The following is a 17,665-nucleotide window of genomic DNA, read 5'->3' on the forward strand; positions in this document are numbered from 1 at the left end:
CGACGCACGGGGTGCGACATGCGGGCCTACGCGACGGGCGCGCCGCACACGCGCCCTGAGCCCCGGATGAGGGGTGTAAAGAACCTTCTTACCGGACGGACCGCGCCGCCGACGAGTCCAATACGTGCAAGATCACATGACGGCAAGGGAAACACCCACACCGAGGGATACGAATCGGACACGACCCGACGACGACACCCGCACGATTCGCCACCAAATAAGCGGACAATCGACACCAGACACGGCGAAGTGCCACCATCAGCGACAAACCCCTCGCACGACCGTTCCGCAACCCGGGATGTACCGAAGATCTTCCGGCCGGAAGGACAGATTCCCGCAGATGGTGCGGTCAGGATGTACCGGACTGCGGCAGTTCGGGGGTCACCCGTTATCCGATTTTGACATGCCGGGCGCCCTGAATGGTTCAGTCCGAATGGCAAGATGCCGTAATCACACGAGGTCGCGACACTCGAAGGCGTGTGCTCTCGTCGACCTAGGAAACCAAGGCCCCTGCCGAACCCGTCGACAGGCGCCAGCCCCATCGGCAACTCCACCCATCCGCCGGAGGAACCCACCATGACCGCAAGCTCCACCCGTCGTACCACCGCCGCACGCTCCCGGTTCGCAGCGGTCGGCTCGATCGCGGTCGCAGGCGCCCTGATTCTCACCGGTTGCGGTGACCAGACCAAGGACAACGGCTCCGAGAGCACCGACGGCGCCACCACCAGCGCGGCCCCGCTGGCCGACAAGCTGCCCAAGGAAATCCGCGACAAGGGCGTCATCAAGGTCGGCTCGGACATCGCCTACGCGCCGGTCGAGTTCAAGGACAGCTCCGGCAAGACGGTCGGCATCGACCCCGACCTCGCCGACGCCATGGGCAAGCAGCTCGGTGTGACGTTCCAGTTCGAGAACGGCACCTTCGACAGCCTGATCACCGGTCTGCGCTCCAAGCGCTACGACATCGCCATGTCCGCGATGACCGACACCAAGGACCGCCAGGAGGGCATCGACTCGGAGACCGGCAAGAAGGTCGGTGAGGGCGTCGACTTCGTCGACTACTTCACCGCCGGTGTCTCGATCTACACCCAGAAGGGCAAGAACACCGACATCAAGACCTGGTCGGACCTGTGCGGCAAGAAGATCGTGGTGCAGCGCGGCACGGTCTCCGAGGACCTGGCCAAGTCCGAGTCCAAGAAGTGCACCGGTGGCAAGAAGATCACCATCGAGTCCTTCGACAACGACCAGCAGGCCCAGACCCGCCTGCGCGCGGGCGGCGCGGACGCCGGCTCCTCCGACTTCCCGGTCGCCGCGTACGCCGTGAAGACCTCCGGCGGGGGCAACGACTTCCAGCTCGTCGGCGAGCAGGTCGAGGCCGCCCCGTACGGCATCGCGGTCGCCAAGAACAACACCGAGCTGCGGGACGCCCTGAAGGCCGCGCTCGACGCCGTCATCGCGAACGGCGAGTACGACAAGGTCATCAAGAAGTGGGGCGTCGAGGACGGCGCCGTGAAGGAAGCCACCATCAACGGCGGCAAGTGACCGCGTCGCAGCGGGCACTGAAAGGCAACACCTGTGACAGTTGACATCGACAAGACGGACGGGCCGGCGGACACCCCGCCGGCCGGCCCGGAGGCCATCAAGGCCATCCCGGTCCGTCACTACGGCCGGTACGTCACCGCCGTCATCGCGCTCGCCCTGCTGGGCGGCGTCGTGTACGCGTTCTCCCAGGGCAAGATCAACTGGGGTGCGATCCCGGACTACTTCTTCGACGACCGCGTCCTCGAAGGTGTGGGCAAGACCCTGCTGATCACCGTCCTGTCCATGGTGATCGGCATCGTCGGCGGCATCACGCTCGCCGTCATGCGCCTGTCCAGGAACCCGGTGACCTCGACGCTCGCCTGGTTCTACATCTGGTTCTTCCGCGGCACGCCCGTCCTGGTCCAGCTGGTGGTCTGGTTCAACCTGGGCCTGGTCTTCGAGTACATCAACCTCGGGCCGTTCTACAAGGACGAGTGGTCGGACTTCATGACCCCGTTCCTGACGGCGCTGCTGGGCCTCGGCCTCAACGAGGCCGCCTACATGGCCGAGATCTGCCGCGCCGGTCTGCTCGCGGTCGACGAGGGCCAGACCGAGGCGGCGCACGCGCTGGGCATGAGCCACGCCAAGACGCTGCGCCGGATCGTCATCCCGCAGGCGATGCGCGTGATCGTGCCGCCGACGGGCAACGAGGTCATCAACATGCTGAAGACGACCTCGCTGGTCTCGGTGGTCCAGTACTCCGAGTTGTTCCGGGTGGCCCAGGACATCGGCCAGACGTCCGGTGCCCCGGCGGAGATGCTGTTCCTCGCCGCGGCCTGGTATCTGCTGCTGACGTCGATCTTCAGCGTCGGCCAGTACTACCTCGAGAGGTACTACGCCCGCGGCGCCACCCGCCAGCTGCCGCCGACGCCGTGGCAGAAGGTCAAGGCGAACCTGCTCTCCTTCTCCAACCGGCAGGGGGTTTCGGCATGACCGAGAAGCTCAGCAAGACGGCCGACTCCGCCTCGCACTCCACTGTCCCCATGGTCAAGTCCGAGGGCGTCCACAAGTCCTTCGGCCCCGTCGAAGTCCTCAAGGGCATCGACCTGGAGGTGAAGACCGGCGAGGTGTTCTGCCTCATCGGCCCCTCCGGCTCCGGCAAGTCGACGTTCCTGCGGTGCATCAACCACCTGGAGAAGATCAACGCTGGACGGCTGTACGTGGACGGCGAACTGGTCGGCTACCGGCAGCGGGGCGACAAGCTCTACGAGCTCAAGGACAGCGAGGTCGCGCTGAAGCGCCGGGACATCGGCATGGTGTTCCAGCGGTTCAACCTGTTCCCGCACATGACGGCGCTGGAGAACGTCATGGAGGCGCCGATGCAGGTCAAGGGCTCCAGCAAGGCCCAGGCCAGGGAGCGCGCGTCGCAGCTGCTGGAGCGGGTGGGCCTCGCCGACAAGGCCGGGAACTACCCCTCCCAGCTCTCCGGCGGCCAGCAGCAGCGCGTGGCCATCGCCCGGGCACTGGCGATGGACCCGAAGCTGATGCTCTTCGACGAGCCGACCTCGGCCCTCGACCCGGAGCTGGTCGGCGATGTCCTCGACGTCATGCGCGACCTCGCCGAGTCCGGCATGACGATGGTCGTCGTCACCCACGAGATGGGCTTCGCCCGCGAGGTCGGCGACAGCCTGGTCTTCATGGACGGCGGCGTGGTCGTCGAGTCCGGCGACCCGCGCGAGGTCCTGACCAACCCGCAGCACGAGCGGACGCAGGCGTTCCTGTCCAAGGTCCTCTGACGGTACGACGGGAAGGGGGCGGTACGAGGATCCTCGTACCGCCCCCTTCCCGTGCGCGCCCCGGCACGTCCGGCGATCCCCCGAGCCGCTACTTCAGCGCCAGCAGCAGTGTGTCCGACGGCGAGCACCACACCGGGCGGGCCTCCCCGAAGCCCTTCTCGCGCAGCACGCGCGCGTGCCACTGGGCGGACGGCGTGTCGCCGTCGGCGTGCTCGCCGTAGATCTCGAAGCGGCGGGCCGTCGGTCCCGCCAGCACCGGGTCCTTGGCGGCGAGCTGCCACCACTCGGACCAGTCGAGGGCGCCGGCCGCCTTGGCCTGATCCATGCGGGCGTGGCGCTGGGCCCGCTCGGCAGCGTTGATCCGGGGCGTCGACTCGTCGATCATGTGGTCCGCGTTGAGGAAGACACCACCGTCGCGGACGAGCTCCGCGACCTGACCGTAGAGAGCCGCGAGGGGTTCACGGTGCAGCCAGTGCAGGGCCGTGGCGGTCAGGACGGCGTCGTAGGAGTCGTACGGCAGCTTCGCCGGCCAGTCGGGGTCCTTGAGGTCGGCCGTGACGAAGGCGGCCCGCGCGTCGCCCGCGAAGGAGCCCTCGGCGATGGCGAGGAGCGCCGGGTCGAGGTCGACACCGGTGCTGGTGGCCTCCGGGAACCGTGCGAACAGCCGGGCCGTGATGCTTCCCGTGCCGCAGGCGAGGTCCAGCACCCGCGGGGTGCGGCCGACGAGGGCCTCGACCATGTCGAGCATGATCCGGAAGCGCTCCTCGCGATCGGGCATGTACCACTCCTGCTGCCGGTCCCAGCTGTCCTGCCAGGCGGCCCAGTCGGCACCGGTCGTGGTGGTGGATGTGTCCGTCATCGAGCCCCTCCGTCGCGCACGTCACGTAATACCCTGGAAGCACGATCAGCTCTTACCCGACCGCACCACGACGATAGAACGCCTCCGTAAGGACTACAAGTGGAACTGGCCTATTACTCGGACTATGCCGTACGACTCGTCAACAGCGAGGACCCGGCCCGGGGCAAGGACTCGCTGACCTCGGTCGAGGCCGTTCGCGACCTGTTCGGCGTCAGCCAGGAGGCGGCCCGCCGCGCCGCCGACGCCGACGTCACCCGGTTCCGCTCGGTCCGTGCACGGCTGAGGGCGGTCTTCGAGGCGGCGGACAAGGGCGACGAGGCGCTGGCGGTGAACCTCCTGAACTCCCTCCTCCTGGAGTTCCCGGTGAGCCCGCAGATCTCCGGCCACGACTTCCGGGACGACGACGGCCGCCCCCTGTGGCACATGCACCTGGCGGACCACCCGTCGAACGCGACCGCGGGTTACGCCGCCATCGCCGCGATGGGCCTGGCGTTCCACCTCACCGAGTACGGCGTGGACCGCCTGGGCCTGTGCGAGGCGGCCCCGTGCCGCAACGCCTACCTGGACACGTCCACCAACCGCTCCCGGCGCTACTGCTCGGACCGCTGTGCGACCCGCGCGAACGTGGCCGCCTACCGGGCCCGCAAGCGCCTGGAGGCCGACCGGTCGGCCGGCACCAGCCGCACGGCCGACAGCGCCCAGCGCGCCAGCGCGAACGGTGAGCGCTGATCCGGCTTGCGCGGCCGGTAGCGCAGCCGGACCTTGCCCAGGATCAGCTCGTCGGGCACGACGCCGTAGTCGGTGCTGTCGCCACCGGCGTAGGCGTTGTCCCCGAGCACCCACCACCCGCCCTCGCGCCGCTCGGCGGCGCGCTTGACGACCAGCAGGTCCTGCTGGAACGGATGCCGCAGCACAATCACGTCCCCGGGCCGGATCCGGCCCCGGTGCCACACCACGAGCAGATCGCCGTGATACAGCGTCGGAACCATCGACGGCCCGGTCACCTCGGCCCACCCGAAGGGCCGGTCCGTCCGCCCGCGCTCGGTCTCCTGCGACAACTCCGTCATCCCCGGCACCTCCCCGGTAGGGTCCTCCACCAGTCTCAGTCTCACCCCGGACTTTTGTCCTAAGCCCATGGGGGCACTCGCGAAAACCCGTCTTGCAGGGAGTAATGTCCCACCTGAGAAGACGATCACGAGGAAGGAATGCTCCATGCTTTCCCGCCTGTTTGCCCCCAAGGTCAAGGTCAGCGCACACTGCGACCTGCCCTGCGGTGTGTACGACCCGGCCCAGGCCCGCATCGAGGCGGAGTCGGTGAAGGCCGTCCAGGAAAAGATGGCCGCCAACGACGACCCGCACTTCCAGGCGCGTGCCACCGTCATCAAGGAGCAGCGTGCCGAGCTCGCCAAGCACCACGTCTCGGTGCTCTGGAGCGACTACTTCAAGCCCCCGCACTTCGAGAAGTACCCGGAACTGCACCAGCTGGTCAACGACGCCCTGAAGGCCCTCTCGGCCGCCAAGGGCTCCACCGACCCGGCGACCGGCCAGAAGGCCCTCGACTACATCGCCCAGATCGACAAGATCTTCTGGGAGACCAAGAAGGCCTGATCCATGGCTAGGCCGTCTGACCCGCGGTTACGCGGGTCGCATCGCCTACCTGTCCGCACCCGGCCCGCAGGCCGCCGAGCACGGCGTCCCTGACGGTCCGGGTGCGGTCTTCTTCGCCCGGCCACAGGTGGGCGTAGATCCGCAGCGTGATGACGGCGGACGCGTGGCCGAGGACCAGCTGGACCTGCTTGACGCTCGCTCCGCCGGCGATGAGGGCGGAGGCGAAGAAGTGGCGCAGGTCGTGGGTCACCATGTGCGGCAGCTCGACGGGCTTGCGGCCCTCGCGCTCAGCCGCCTCGTTCTCCGCTGATTGGAGCGTCTTGCGAGCGCAGTTCCACTCCGTCTTCCAGCGGCGGTAGTTGAGGGGCTCGCCCTCCTCCATCGTGAACAGCCACTCCTTGGAGGGGCGTGTCGCGAGGTGCGTGAGAAGAGCGTCCGTGACGACCTCGCCGACCGGGACCGTACGGCGAGACTTGGCGGTCTTCGGCGGACCGATCTTCCCGGACTGGAGGCGCTGACGCTCGACGCGGATGGTGCCGGCCTTGAAGTCGACGTCCGACACCTTGAGGCCGAGCAACTCGCCTATTCGCAAGCCTGATCCGGCGAGCGTGACGATCGCTGCGCGAATGTACGGCGGCATAACACGGGCTATGGCCTCGACCTGGGCGACCGTGGGCGGGGCGACCTCCTCGTCCGGCATGGGCGGGAGGGTGATCCGGCGGCACGGGCTGGCCGCGATGACCTTGTCCTCGACGGCTGCGGTCATGAGGCGTACGAGGACGTCGTAGACGTTGCGCACGCTACCGGGGCCGAGTAGCTCGGACAGGCTCTTGAAGAGCACCTGGAGGTCGTTGCGGCGTATCGCCGCCATGGCGCGGGAGCCGAGCGCCGGGACGAGGTGCAGCCGCAGCGCGTTGTCGGTGATGCGCTCGCCCGCCTCGCTGGCGATGAGTGACTCCTCCCACTTCTTCGCGTACGTCTCGAACGTGGTCCGTCCGGCGCGGGGATCGACGTACTGACCCGTGACGATGCTGGTAGTGACCTCGTCGAGCCAGCGCTGGGCGTCAAGCTTGCGGTCGAAGTGGCGGGCGTGCTCCTTGCCGTCGAGGTCGCGGTAGCGGGCCCGCCATTTGCCGTTGGGGCGCTTTTGGATGTTGGCCAAGTGGCTTCTCCCTTGGGTTGGTTATCGGTAGTAGCCGCCGCCCTCGATGTACTCGGTGAGGGTGCGGGCGTCGCGCTCCTCGCCCATGAGGCGAAGGCACTGTTCGTGGATGGCCCGAGAGCTGTCGGGGTGGTCCTGGATGTGCTCGGCGATGCCGACGACGGCGTGGTGTAGGCGGTCTTCGGCATCGCGGGTCTCGTAGTACGCCTCGACGGCTTCCTGGACAAGCCGTCTGCTGTCGAGGTCCAAGCCCTCCAGGGGCGGGGACATCAGCTCTTCGAGGGGCAGTTCGAAGACGCGGGCGAAAGCGAGCGCCTCGTCGACGTTGATGCGGCGGCGTGGGGTGCCGTTCTCGATGCGCCAGACGGCGGTCTGGTTCATCTTGACGCCGGCCTTGGACACCCGGTCTGCCAGCTCGATCGTGCTCCACCCTCTGACCTCGCGCTCCAGCGCCACCCGCGCGGCGATGTTGCCCTCGCTGTAGAGCAGCGGCACCTCACCGCCGTCAGCCTTGTCGCCTGTCATCGGACCTCCATCATGACCATCACTATCCCAATTGAAACATACCCTTGCCGATTTGGTTAACCGGCGATCGTCGAGTACAACCTATGCAGACCGGATTGCTGCCTAGTCGATTGGGAATGCATGCGATATCTGACCACCGCCGAGGTCGCCGAGCGCTACCGGACAGCGGAGAGCACCGTCCGCTACTGGCGCCAGATCGAGAAGGGCCCGCGCGGCATCAAGATCGGCAAGCGGGTGCTGTACCCCGAGGCCGAGCTGCTGCGCTACGAGCGGGCCCTGAGCGAGGGCCGAGACGAGTGGGGTCTGGCCTCCTGAGCCGCCGGAGGCCCGGGACACGGAAACGGCCCTCGGCGCGCCAACGCCGAAGGCCGGAGAGTCCCCCGCACACCGCCCATCCCTGAACGAACAAGCCGACGAGGGGCTGGACCTTGCCCGTCCTGCCCCTCGTCTGAGAGGAACGTCTATGGAGGACTCTACGTCCCCCACCAACCCGAACACGGTCCCCAAGGTCAACTGGCCCGAGGTCGCGGTCCCCGGCCAAGGCGTCCCCGGACGCCGCGGGGACGAGCATTCTGCTGATGCGGTATCAGGGGACCGTCCCCTCGACACATCCCGTCCCCTGTCGGCGCGAACCACGGTCCCCATATCCAATTCCGTTGGAGACGTGCAGGTCAGTGGCATCGGCACGCCAACGGGGACCGGTCCCCAAGACTCTGGAGTTGCACCAGGGGACCGCAGTGGGGACCGGGACACCGGCCGTCACCTGTCGCCGGGGACCGACGTCCCCGGGGAGCCGACCGAGCAACAGGAGATCGCAGCCACCGATGGCGGGACACGCGCCGGCGGCCATGAAGGCGCCGGTGCTCAGGTAGCCGCTGACGGGGTCGCGCTGCTGGACGAGTTGCGGGCAGCGATCGGCAAGTACGTGGTACTGCCCAACGAGGAGGCGCTGACCGCTGTCACTTTGTGGGTGGCGGCCACGCACATCCAGACGGCTCTGCAGCATGCTCCGCGTCTGGCGGTGGTGAGCCCGACGAAGGGGTGCGGCAAGTCCCGGGTTCTGGACGTGCTCCACGAGACCGTGTACCAGCCGATGATGACGGTGAACACCTCCCCGGCGGTCATCTTCCGGATCATCGGCAAGAACCCTCCCACCCTGCTGGTGGACGAGGCAGACACCATCTTCGGCCCCCCAAGGCGAGCGGTGACAGTGAGATCCTGCGCGGCCTGCTGAATGCCGGGCACCAGCGCAACCGGCCCGCCTGGCGAATCTCCGGTCCGGATCACAAACCGACCCCGTTCCCCACCTTCGCCATGGCTGCCATCGCGGGTATCGGCGACCTGCCGGACACGGTCATGGATCGGGCGGTCGTTCTGCGGATGCAGAAGCGTAAGCCGGGCGAAAAGGTCACCCCGTTCCGCTCCCGGTATTCGGTGCCGGAACTCAACGCGCTGCGTGACCGGCTGACCGCCTGGCTGGGTCCCCTGCGCGGGCAGGCTGCCCGAATGGTGCCGCAGATGCCGGTGGAAGACCGGGCGGCGGACACCTGGGAGCCGCTGGTCATCATCGCCGACCTGGCAGGCGGCCAGTGGCCCACCCAGGCTCGTGCCGCCTGCTTGGCCATGACCCGCCACGAGGCGGCCCAGGACGAGCAGAGCAGCCTGAAGACGCGGCTCCTGCGCGACATCCACCGCATCTTCGCGCAGGCGGACAACCCCGAGGCCCTGGCCACTCAGGATCTGGTCGCCTCGCTGCTCCAGGACGCTGAGGCCCCGTGGGCGGAGTACGGCACCAAAGGGCTGAACGCGTACCACCTGAGCAACCTGCTGCGGGACTTCAACATCAGCCCGGCCAACTACCGGTTCGACAAGGGCAGGCAGGCCAAGGCGTACATGCGCAACCGGTTCCTGGACGCCTGGGCCCGCAACTGCCCCGATCTCGTCGAGGCGGCACCCGGGCCCGAACGCGGCGCCGCCCCCGCCCGCATGCCGCAGGGCAGGCTGCCCGCCGTCCCGGCGGGGACGCTGCCTGTCGGCCCGCCCGGTGGCCCCGCCGGGCCGAAGCGCGCTCTCTGATCCCACCGGGGGTCCGTATCACTGCGTCGCATCCGTCCCCGCGCAGGTCAGCGCGGGGACGGACTCTGTCGCCGGGACGGAGTTCTCCGTACCTGCCCGCGTGTCCGTACCTGTGTTGACCAGGCATGCGACGGATGCGACGGACGTGACACAGCCCGATCCCCCCTCTCCTTCGGAGCACCACCATGCACACCGAGAACGACACGAACCCCTCTTCGTCCCGCCGCTGGGGTTGGTTCAGCCGGGACCGACGAACAGCAGCAAGCTGGAGCGAACGAGCCCCTAAAGAGGCTTCGTCCGCGCTTGCCCCCGCCCCTGGGGTGGCGGAGGGAGAGGGGGCCGGGCGCCAGCGGGCGCCCGAGCCTGAGGAGGGGGTGAACGAGCCCCGCACCGTGTCTCCCGCCGACAGCGCCGAGCAGCCAGTCGCCGACTCCAACACCCCACTCGCCAAGCCGTCTGCCCGTCAAGCTCCCGCCGCCGTTGAGCAGCCCTCGTGGCGTGGACCCGACGCCCCCGCACTGCCCGCGCGGATGAACCGCAAACGCACCATCGAGAAACGCGACCAGGAGAAGAAGATCCGCTTTACCCCGACCGCGGTCCGCCTCATCGATGACGAGGCCAGGCGGCGCCACCAGAAGTTCGCCGGCTTCGTCGGCGACGCCGCCCTCGCCGTGGCGCTCGGCAAGGCGGGCATGGTCGGCAGCCCAGAGGACGACCCCATCCGCCCGCTTGTGGAAGCCATCGAAGCGCACACCAAGGCGCTGAACCGGATCGGCACCAACCTCAACCAGGTCACGACAGCCATCCACTCCGGCGCGATACCCGAGCGGGCCGAGGCAGTCCTCGACCGCATTGAGCAGGCCGCCCAGGCCAGTTACGCACTCATGGACCGGCTCCTGGCGGAAGGAGCCCCTCATGGTGCCTGACGTCTCCACCGGCTCCAGCACCCTCGGCCTGATCAACTACCTCTTCGGAAAGGGGCGGCGCGACGAGCACACCGACCCCCACATCGTGGCCGCCTGGGACATGGCCGGCGCCCCCGACCCCGGCCGCGACCCCACCGCCACCTACACCCAGCTCGCCCGGCGCCTGGACCACCACGTCGACCTCCGCACCCGGGAACTCGGCGGAAAGCAGCCACCGCAGCATGTGTGGCACTGCCCGGTGCGCACCGCGCCCGGCGACCGCTACCTCACCGACGCTGAGTGGGCCGAGGTTGCCCGCCGCGTCGTAGCCGCCACGGGCATCGCCCCCGAGGGAGACGACAAGGCGTGCCGCTGGATCGCGGTCCGGCACGCCGACGACCACATCCACATCATGGCCACCACCGTCCGAGCCGACGGCCGCCGCCCTCGTACGAACCGGGACGGCTGGCGGGCACAGCGCGAATGCCGCAAGATCGAGGCTGAGTTCGGGCTGCGCCGCCTGAAGTCCGGCGACCTCACCGCCCCGCGCACGCCCACCGGCGCCGAGCGCGCGAAGGCCGAGCGCCAGGGCCAGGACGAGACCGCACGGGAGTGGCTGCGTGAGCAGGCGTACGCGGTCGCCGCCGCCGTACGCAATATCGACGAGTACTTCACCGTGCTGCGCTCCCTCGGCATCCAGGTCAGGCCGCGTATCGGCCCCGAGACCGGCGAGGTGACCGGCTACAGCCTGGCCGCGCCCGGCGATACCGCCCAGGGCGAGCCGGTCTGGTACGGCGGCTCAAAGCTCGCCCCCGACCTGTCCTACAACCGCCTCTGCGAACGGCTCCCCACCCAGGACCTGACCGACCGCCCTCAGCAAGTGGTGGACCCGGCCGAACCGTGGCACCGCGCCGAAACCGCCATCCGTGACGCCCGCGCCGTCCTCGACTCAGGCGACGACGCCGTGGCCCAGGGCCACCTGAATGCCTTCGGCGACACCCTCCACAACCTCGCCCTCGCCACCAACGGCGAGCACCGGGCCGAACTGCAAGCCGCCGCAAGGGCGTTCAACCGCGCCCGCCGCTCGGCGATCCGGGCCGACCACCAGGCCGCCACCGCCCTGCGGGAAGCCGCCAGGGAACTCGCCTACGCCACACACGATCCGGGCGGACTCGCCATCGCCCTGATCTTCGCCGCGCTCCACGTGGCGCGCGCCGCCGCCAAGTGGCATGAGCAGCGCGGCCACGAGCAGCAGGCCGCAGCAGCCGAAGAAGCATTCCGGCACCTGCAGGCCAGTTACCAGCAGGCCGCCCAGCCAGTCTTGGCGGACCTCGCCCGTCGCGCACCGCGCACCACAACCGCCAGCCGCTTCGAGCAGGATCTGCGCGCAGTCCTCCCCGACCACGCCGACCGCGTCCTAGCCGATCCCGCATGGCCGGCCCTGACCACGACACTCGCCCGCGCCGAGACCGCCGGCCACAACCCCCGGCGCCTCCTGTCCGAGGTCGGAGCCCTGCGGGAACTCGATAGTGCCGAGCATCCCGCCGAGGTCCTCACCTGGCGCATCACCGTTCAACCGAACAGGCGCGCTCAGGCAGCACGTAGGCAAAGCACCATCAGCGGCACGACGTCCATGTCCGCCGCCCCACGTCCTCCGGCCACACCCGTGAGCATGACGCCCGAAGAACGTGGTCGGCATCGCTGAACCCGGTCGGATGCCCTCGCCATACGGCGCGGCGGGGGCATCGACTGTTCTGCCACGGCTTCGCGTCAGGCTGCTTCGGTTCCGCTCGGAGCAGCGGGTGCACCAGTCCGCACGGCGAGCAGCTGCCCGGACCACGCGCGGGCTTCGGCCAGGTGTTCAGCCTGCAGCCCGGCACGGGGATCAGGCTGTACCAGCAGGGTCGCCGCGCCACGGGCGGTGCGCTCCGCGGCCCAGGAGTGGTCGAGATCAGTGAAGTCGTCGTCGATCCACACAGCGGGGGCGTCGGCCAGCCACGCGTCGACGTAGTCGCGCTTCCACAGGTAGCCATTGGGGTGGCTTGTTGTGATCTTGGGGCGCGGGAGATCAACGTGGGGCAGGGGTGGGAGACCGAGGAGCGGTCCGATCAGAGTGGCGGCGTCCCGGCGCCAGCTGGTGCACCAGACAGGCGTGACCATGCCGGTACGGATCACTTCCATGAGCAGGGGGCCATGGGCGGGATTGAGCCAGATGGTGACCGGGTCGTCGGCGCTGCGGCAAGGGGGGACGACGTCGTGGCGGGCGTGGGTGGCTGGGGTCGAGCCCTCCGCGTCGGGGAAGGGTATGAGGACGCCGTCGATGTCGAGGAGCAGGTAGGGCGGACGCATCGGATTCTCCCAGGGGAGCCGGAGTGAGGGTCAGAGTTTGCGCGCGGTGATCAGCAGAGTGGTGGGCCAACGGCCTCCGTGGCGGGCGTCGTGGAACTCCTGAGCCGAGGTGAGCCACAGGCCGGCGCGATCGAGGTGTTTCTCCCAGCGGTTGGCGTCGAAGTCCCAGCGGGCGATGGGTAGTCGGGTGCGGTCAGGGAGGGTGACGTAGTCGCGGCGCGGTCGGTCGTCGGTGGCCGGGCGGAGGCCGCCGCGTTGCGGGTGGGGTACGGAGAAGGCGAGAGTGCGCCCGGGTTTGAGGTGCTGGGCGATGGCCGGGAGCAGGACTTCGGGGGCGACGAGCCCGATGGCGCCGAAGACGGAGTAAACCGCGTCGAACTGCTCGTCTGAGGCTTGCAGGTAGTGAAGGGCATGGCCCGCCACGAAGGTGAGGCTGTTCAGCCGGCCGTAGTGCGAGCGGGCTCGGCGGACTTGGAGGCCGACGAGGTCGACGCCGGTGACCTGGGCACCGTAGCGGGTGGCGAGGTGGGCGGCGTTGTGGCCGGGGCCGCAACCAAGTTCCAGCACCCGCTTGCGGCGCAGATCCTGCCCGAGGATCTCGGCGCCGGGCCCGGTGCCCGGCCGGGTGGTCCACTCCATCCGCGCGGGGACCGAGAGTGGCTCGGCAGGATTTGCCGTGGTGCGTTGAAGGGCGTGGACGTACCAGGGGGAAGCGTGGGCGAGCACCTACACCTCCAGGAGGTGAAGGACGTCGGTGAGGTGGCGGCGTACGGCCTCGATGTAGGCGGGGTCGGTGTCCGGGTCGTTGATCCAGCGGATCGACTGCTCCATGAACCACTCCACGGCCCACATGCGATGCCAGCCCAACGCCCAGTTCTGGGCGGAGAGCCCGCCGCGCGGAGTGAGGGCGTCGGGGGTGCCGCCGGCGGTGACGTATTGCTCCAGGAAGACGCGCAGGCGTACGGGGTCGGGGGTGTCGAGGGTGCCGTGCCAGCTGGCGAGGTCGAGCAGGCCGGGGCCGGTGAAGGCGCGGGCGAAGTCCAGCAGCCGCCAGCCGTGTCGGCTGATGTGGAGGCTGGTGGGGTGGAACTCGGAGTGCACCCAGCCGAACGGAGCCACCGTCGTACCAGCCGAGCGTGTCTCGGCGGCCTGGGCGATCCGATCGAGCGCGTCCTCAACGTCGTCCGCCTCGTGCCACCGGTCGGCCTTGCGGAGTCGGGCGAAGTGCTCCAGGGCCCGGCCCGGCAGCTTGCGGAGGCCGGCCTGGTCGAGGACGGGTAGGGCGGGTGCCGTGCGGGTGCCGTGCAGGACTACGGCCGCGGCGGTGCCGTCGAGGTCGTCGGCGTCGCGGACAGCGGGGTCGAGATCCTCCATGAGCATGCCGAGCCAGCCGTCCAGGACGGCGGAGGCACGGACCTGCGGGACGGGAACGCCGAGCGCGTGCGCCAGACGGAGGGCTTGATCCTCGCTGTCGAAGGGCCGCTTCGCGTACTTGAAGATCGCGGTGGTGGCGTCGGGGAAGGTCAGGCGCTCGACACCGGACATTGACCACACGCGCACCTCCTCGCGCACGGCGGTGGGGCGGCCGGCAATGGTTAGCAGGCTGTCGAGGAGTTCGGCGCTGGGGTTCGCGGTCACGTGGGGGCTCCAGAGAGGTCGGGGGCATCCGGGGCGGACGAGAGGTGCTGGCCCGCCCCGTAGCCTGGTGTGCGGTGTTACGCGGCTGGGCTCACGCGGTGGGCGTAGACCTGCTCGATCCATCCGGCCTTGAAGGCCGCGAGGTCGTCACGGAAGGCGGCCATCGACGCACCGTAGGGCGCGACGACGCCACCGGTCTGGTCCGGCACGGACTGGCAGCCGTGGACGAGCCGGCCGCCGAGGGCGGCGTGGGCCTTGATGGACTCGATGCGGCGGTGCTCGTTGAACCAGCCGCCGTGGTAGACCTCGTCGAGCATGCCGCCCATCTCGTCGTCCAGGTCGAAGACGACGGAGGTGGCGGCCGGGAAGAACCAGCACGGGCCGACGTTCGAGATGTGCCCGTCCAGCTCCACCTTGTTCAGCGCCATCAGCGTGGCTGCCTCGCGCAGCATCCGCAGGTGCTCGGCGGTGATCTGCGGCAGGCCAAGGCCGGCGAGGTGTTCGTCGCGGAAGAGGTAGGCGTACACCTCGTAGGCGGTGGACAGCACGCGAGCGGCGTCCGAGGTGGACTCGGCGTGAGCCTTGATGAAGTCCAGCGCGAGCTGCTCGACCGCGCTCTCGGTGGTCTCCTGCACCTCCAGGAGCTGGGATTTGACCAGCTCCCAGTCGGCGACGAGCCAACTGTTGGACTCGAAGCGGAAGAAGTACTCGGCCGAGTCGATGGTGATGCGCCGGCCGTCGACGTGGATGCCAGGCAGGCGGTTCCAGCGCTCGTCGAACGCCTCGGGCAGTACGACCGTGATGGCTGTGGTGTCGATGGTGGTCACCGTGTCTCCGTCTCTGATCGGCCGGGCACAGGCATAGGAATGCCCGAACCCGGTGTAGGCGTACGGAACTTCGGGGGCCGCCCGGCCGAAGGGGGGAGCCTGGTCGCGGTGTCGGACCGGGGCCGGGCGGCTGATGTTTAGTGAACCCTCCGTCACGCACAGTGGGTACGGTGAGAGGCAGTTGAAGCGGTATACGCGGTTTACAGCTCCTGAGCGGAGGCGATCGTGGCAGCAGCGCCGAGGGGTCCCAACTCCCGTCTGCGTGACGTCATCGAGGCGATCGGCTGCACGTACGAGGCGCTGGCGAAGGACATCCGGCGTATCGCGGCCGAGAACGGCGAGATCCTCCAGACCAACAAGTCGGCCGTCTCGCACTGGGCGAACGGCACACGCCGGCCGACCGGACGGACCGGCCAGTACCTTGCTGAGGCGCTGTCCCGACGAGCAGGCCGCACCATCACCTTGGCCGAGATCGGCCTTCATACACCGGAAGCAGCGGTGGCTGAGGAGCGCGATCCGGTTCTGGCCGCCACCGACCTGGGCCGTGCCGACGTCGAGCGCCGCCGTCTTCTTGCCGTGGCGGCCTTCACTACGGCCGGCGTGGCTATGCCGCTCTTCTACGATCACGAGGCCACCGCCCGCATGTTGCGGGCCCGCACCGGCAGCTCCCTGGTCGGGATGGAGGACGTGGAGGTCGTACGGCAGATCACCGCAGCCTTCAGTGCGGCTGACGAACGCCTCGGCGGCGGCCATGGCCTGACCACCGTCACCGCCTACCTCGCCGACACCGCTGCTCCCATGCTCCGCGGTCGATTCCCGAACGAAGCCCTACGGCAAGCGGCCTTCGGCGCCGTCGCCGAACTCGCCTACCTCGCCGGGTGGAAGCACCACGACCTCGGCCAGGAAGGCGCCGCCCAGCGCTACTACCAGGTCGGCTACCAGCTCGCCTGCGAAGCCGACCCGTGCGGTCACGCCGCCTGGATGATGCGCGCCCTCGCCCATCAATCCCTCAGCCTCAAACAGCCCCACCACTGCGTCGACCTGGTCGAAGGCGCCCTCACCCGCGGCCTGGGCCACGTCGACGGCCAGACCGAAGCGCTGCTGCACATCACCCACGCCCGCGCCTACGCCGCGGTCGGCGAGAAGCCCGCAGCGGCCCGCGCCCTGCTCGCCGCCGAAGACGCCCTCCTGCGCGACGACGGCCCCCAGCCCAGCTACTCCCGCGTCAGCGGCCCGGCAGCTGGCACCCTCGCCAGCCACACCGCCCGCACCCTGACCGACCTCGCCGACCACGTCGGCACCGAGCAACAACACCGCGACGCCCTGGTGCGCTGGGACCCCGAGAAGTACAAGCGCGTCCACGCCCTCACCTACGCCGACCTCGGCGACAGCCTCGCCGCCCAGGCCCGCGCCGACGAGGCCGTAGCCGCGTGGTCCAAGGCCCTGACCCTGATGGAGGGCATGACCTCCGACCGCACCCGCAAGGCCATTACCTCGCTCCGCTCCACCCTCTCCATCTACCAGCGCCGCAAAGTGCCCGGAGCCGCCGAACTCGCCCGCCGCGCACGCGAAGCACTGGCCTAAGCTGCCACCATCCGGCCGACGAAGGGACACCAGCCGTGGCTCAGCGGACCACCGACGACCAGCCCAAAGCCCTGCCGCCCGCCCTCGAATCCATGACCCTGCTGGTCGCCGCCGTCATCGTCCACGACAAGGCCGCCAACCGCGTCGTACTCCTCCAGCGCAGCCAGAACGCCAAATTCGCCCAGGGCATGTGGGACCTCCCCGTCGGCAAGAGCGAACCCGGCGAGCCAATTACAGAGACCGCCGTGCGGGAGCTGTACGAGGAGACCGGCCTGACCGTGAAGCCGGAGTCCCTCAAGGTCGCCCACATCATCCACGGCGCCTGGGGCGTCGAAGCCCCCAACGGCTTCCTCACAGTCGTCTTCGCCGCCCACGAATGGACCGGTGCCCCCGAGAACCGCGAACCCCGCAAGCACGCCCAGGTCTGCTGGGTCGACGCCGGCGCCATCCCCGAGAACTTCGTGGACACAACCTCAAGCGCCCTTCACCGGTACCTCGCGGCCGGCCCGGAGGTCTCCCTCGACGGCTGGCGGTAGAGACGCCCACGAACGCGCTTGGGAAGCAACGGCCCGGTAGCCATACGCCGCTCGCTGCTTGGTGCCGTCCATGAAGAGCAGGGTGCAGATCACGAACGTTTTCAGCCACAGCTCAGGGACTGACGCCCTGCTTTGCCCGCTTTGCCAGTCCTTTGCTTTACGCAAAATCGGGCAAGTGTGCATGCTTGAACGCTTTCACCTTGATCAACATGGCCGAGAAAGCGCTTGCTGGCGCCATCGGGGCAGTTGATAGGTTCATGGCGACAGCTGCACCAGGTACCT

18 protein-coding genes and 1 pseudogene are annotated in these 17,665 nt (G+C 69.0%); 11 read left to right on the top strand and 8 right to left on the bottom strand.

The window, feature by feature from the left end; all coding sequences use genetic code 11:
* Positions 1–576: 576 nt before the first annotated feature.
* From IM697_RS37155 to IM697_RS37165, 3 genes are read left to right on the top strand one after another with little or no spacing between them, the layout of a single operon-like run.
* Positions 577–1,539, top strand: a complete 963-nt coding sequence (locus tag IM697_RS37155) for an ABC transporter substrate-binding protein (RefSeq protein WP_194040779.1) — start codon at positions 577–579, stop codon at positions 1,537–1,539.
* Between the two features lie 33 nt (positions 1,540–1,572).
* Positions 1,573–2,511, top strand: a complete 939-nt coding sequence (locus tag IM697_RS37160; protein ID WP_194040781.1) for an amino acid ABC transporter permease — start codon at positions 1,573–1,575, stop codon at positions 2,509–2,511.
* Between the two features lie 50 nt (positions 2,512–2,561).
* On the top strand, positions 2,562–3,314 hold the full coding sequence (locus IM697_RS37165) for an amino acid ABC transporter ATP-binding protein (protein WP_194050032.1): 753 nt from the start codon (positions 2,562–2,564) through the stop codon (positions 3,312–3,314).
* An 88-nt stretch (positions 3,315–3,402) separates the two neighbouring features.
* On the opposite strand, the gene IM697_RS37170 is transcribed toward IM697_RS37165, so the two are convergent.
* Positions 3,403–4,173, bottom strand: coding sequence for a class I SAM-dependent methyltransferase (locus IM697_RS37170; protein WP_194040783.1), 771 nt, complete (start codon positions 4,171–4,173; stop codon positions 3,403–3,405).
* Positions 4,174–4,272: 99 nt separating this feature from the next.
* On the opposite strand from IM697_RS37170, the gene IM697_RS37175 reads away from it, so the two are divergent.
* Positions 4,273–4,902 carry a CGNR zinc finger domain-containing protein gene (locus IM697_RS37175; RefSeq protein WP_194040785.1) on the top strand — a complete coding sequence of 210 codons (630 nt, stop codon included), beginning with the start codon at positions 4,273–4,275 and terminating at the stop codon, positions 4,900–4,902.
* On the opposite strand, the gene sodX is transcribed toward IM697_RS37175, so the two are convergent.
* Positions 4,806–5,240 (bottom strand): nickel-type superoxide dismutase maturation protease, encoded by a 435-nt coding sequence (sodX, locus tag IM697_RS37180; RefSeq protein WP_194040787.1) that lies wholly within the window; start codon positions 5,238–5,240, stop codon positions 4,806–4,808. The genes IM697_RS37175 and sodX overlap by 97 nt on opposite strands.
* Before the next feature lie 145 nt (positions 5,241–5,385).
* Between sodX and sodN the strand changes: the two genes are divergently transcribed.
* The gene (sodN, locus tag IM697_RS37185) at positions 5,386–5,781 is read left to right on the top strand and encodes a superoxide dismutase, Ni (protein ID WP_007491258.1); all 396 of its coding nucleotides are present in this window, start codon (positions 5,386–5,388) and stop codon (positions 5,779–5,781) included.
* A 7-nt stretch (positions 5,782–5,788) separates the two neighbouring features.
* Here sodN and IM697_RS37190 read toward each other — a convergent pair whose 3' ends face one another.
* Complete coding sequence (locus tag IM697_RS37190) at positions 5,789–6,943, bottom strand: tyrosine-type recombinase/integrase (protein WP_194040789.1); 1,155 nt, start codon at positions 6,941–6,943, stop codon at positions 5,789–5,791.
* Between the two features lie 21 nt (positions 6,944–6,964).
* Positions 6,965–7,468: a helix-turn-helix domain-containing protein gene (locus IM697_RS37195; protein ID WP_185013113.1), complete on the bottom strand. Its 504-nt coding sequence runs from the start codon at positions 7,466–7,468 to the stop codon at positions 6,965–6,967.
* A 120-nt stretch (positions 7,469–7,588) separates the two neighbouring features.
* Here IM697_RS37195 and IM697_RS37200 point away from each other — a divergent pair, with 120 nt between their 5' ends.
* From IM697_RS37200 to IM697_RS37215, 4 genes and pseudogenes are all read left to right on the top strand, one after another.
* Positions 7,589–7,783 carry a helix-turn-helix transcriptional regulator gene (locus tag IM697_RS37200; protein ID WP_141585174.1) on the top strand — a complete coding sequence of 65 codons (195 nt, stop codon included), beginning with the start codon at positions 7,589–7,591 and terminating at the stop codon, positions 7,781–7,783.
* A 586-nt stretch (positions 7,784–8,369) separates the two neighbouring features.
* Positions 8,370–9,544, top strand: a pseudogene (locus tag IM697_RS37205) (DUF3631 domain-containing protein).
* Between the two features lie 374 nt (positions 9,545–9,918).
* On the top strand, positions 9,919–10,470 hold the full coding sequence (locus tag IM697_RS37210; RefSeq protein WP_407699571.1) for a hypothetical protein: 552 nt from the start codon (positions 9,919–9,921) through the stop codon (positions 10,468–10,470).
* Entirely contained in the window at positions 10,460–12,154 is a 1,695-nt protein-coding gene (locus IM697_RS37215; RefSeq protein ID WP_194040794.1) for a relaxase/mobilization nuclease domain-containing protein, read from the top strand. The genes IM697_RS37210 and IM697_RS37215 overlap by 11 nt, the downstream gene beginning before the upstream one ends.
* Before the next feature lie 65 nt (positions 12,155–12,219).
* Here IM697_RS37215 and IM697_RS37220 read toward each other — a convergent pair whose 3' ends face one another.
* The 4 genes from IM697_RS37220 to IM697_RS37235 all read right to left on the bottom strand — a co-directional run bounded on the left by IM697_RS37220 (position 12,220) and on the right by IM697_RS37235 (position 15,263).
* Positions 12,220–12,798: an HAD domain-containing protein gene (locus IM697_RS37220; protein ID WP_194040796.1), complete on the bottom strand. Its 579-nt coding sequence runs from the start codon at positions 12,796–12,798 to the stop codon at positions 12,220–12,222.
* Positions 12,799–12,828: 30 nt separating this feature from the next.
* Entirely contained in the window at positions 12,829–13,524 is a 696-nt protein-coding gene (locus IM697_RS37225) for a class I SAM-dependent methyltransferase (protein ID WP_194040798.1), read from the bottom strand.
* Complete coding sequence (locus tag IM697_RS37230) at positions 13,525–14,436, bottom strand: phosphotransferase family protein (protein ID WP_194040800.1); 912 nt, start codon at positions 14,434–14,436, stop codon at positions 13,525–13,527.
* Between the two features lie 77 nt (positions 14,437–14,513).
* Positions 14,514–15,263, bottom strand: a complete 750-nt coding sequence (locus tag IM697_RS37235) for a hypothetical protein (protein ID WP_194040802.1) — start codon at positions 15,261–15,263, stop codon at positions 14,514–14,516.
* 225 nt (positions 15,264–15,488) lie between these two features.
* On the opposite strand from IM697_RS37235, the gene IM697_RS37240 reads away from it, so the two are divergent.
* On the top strand, positions 15,489–16,847 hold the full coding sequence (locus IM697_RS37240) for an NsdA family TPR-like regulatory protein (RefSeq protein ID WP_194040804.1): 1,359 nt from the start codon (positions 15,489–15,491) through the stop codon (positions 16,845–16,847).
* Positions 16,848–16,882: 35 nt separating this feature from the next.
* Complete coding sequence (locus IM697_RS37245) at positions 16,883–17,383, top strand: NUDIX domain-containing protein (RefSeq protein ID WP_194040806.1); 501 nt, start codon at positions 16,883–16,885, stop codon at positions 17,381–17,383.
* Positions 17,384–17,665: the final 282 nt, after the last annotated feature.

Source organism: Streptomyces ferrugineus (assembly GCF_015160855.1).
In the GTDB taxonomy this organism is placed as follows: domain Bacteria; phylum Actinomycetota; class Actinomycetes; order Streptomycetales; family Streptomycetaceae; genus Streptomyces; species Streptomyces ferrugineus.

Coding starts and splice junctions, on each gene's coding strand:
- IM697_RS37155 (WP_194040779.1), top strand. CDS start 577: ATGACCGCAAGCTCCACCCGTCGTACCACCGCCGCACGCTCCCGGTTC.
- IM697_RS37165 (WP_194050032.1), top strand. CDS start 2,562: ATGGTCAAGTCCGAGGGCGTCCACAAGTCCTTCGGCCCCGTCGAAGTC.
- IM697_RS37170 (WP_194040783.1), bottom strand. CDS start 4,173: ATGACGGACACATCCACCACCACGACCGGTGCCGACTGGGCCGCCTGG.
- sodX (WP_194040787.1), bottom strand. CDS start 5,240: ATGACGGAGTTGTCGCAGGAGACCGAGCGCGGGCGGACGGACCGGCCC.
- sodN (WP_007491258.1), top strand. CDS start 5,386: ATGCTTTCCCGCCTGTTTGCCCCCAAGGTCAAGGTCAGCGCACACTGC.
- IM697_RS37195 (WP_185013113.1), bottom strand. CDS start 7,468: ATGACAGGCGACAAGGCTGACGGCGGTGAGGTGCCGCTGCTCTACAGC.
- IM697_RS37200 (WP_141585174.1), top strand. CDS start 7,589: ATGCGATATCTGACCACCGCCGAGGTCGCCGAGCGCTACCGGACAGCG.
- IM697_RS37215 (WP_194040794.1), top strand. CDS start 10,460: ATGGTGCCTGACGTCTCCACCGGCTCCAGCACCCTCGGCCTGATCAAC.
- IM697_RS37220 (WP_194040796.1), bottom strand. CDS start 12,798: ATGCGTCCGCCCTACCTGCTCCTCGACATCGACGGCGTCCTCATACCC.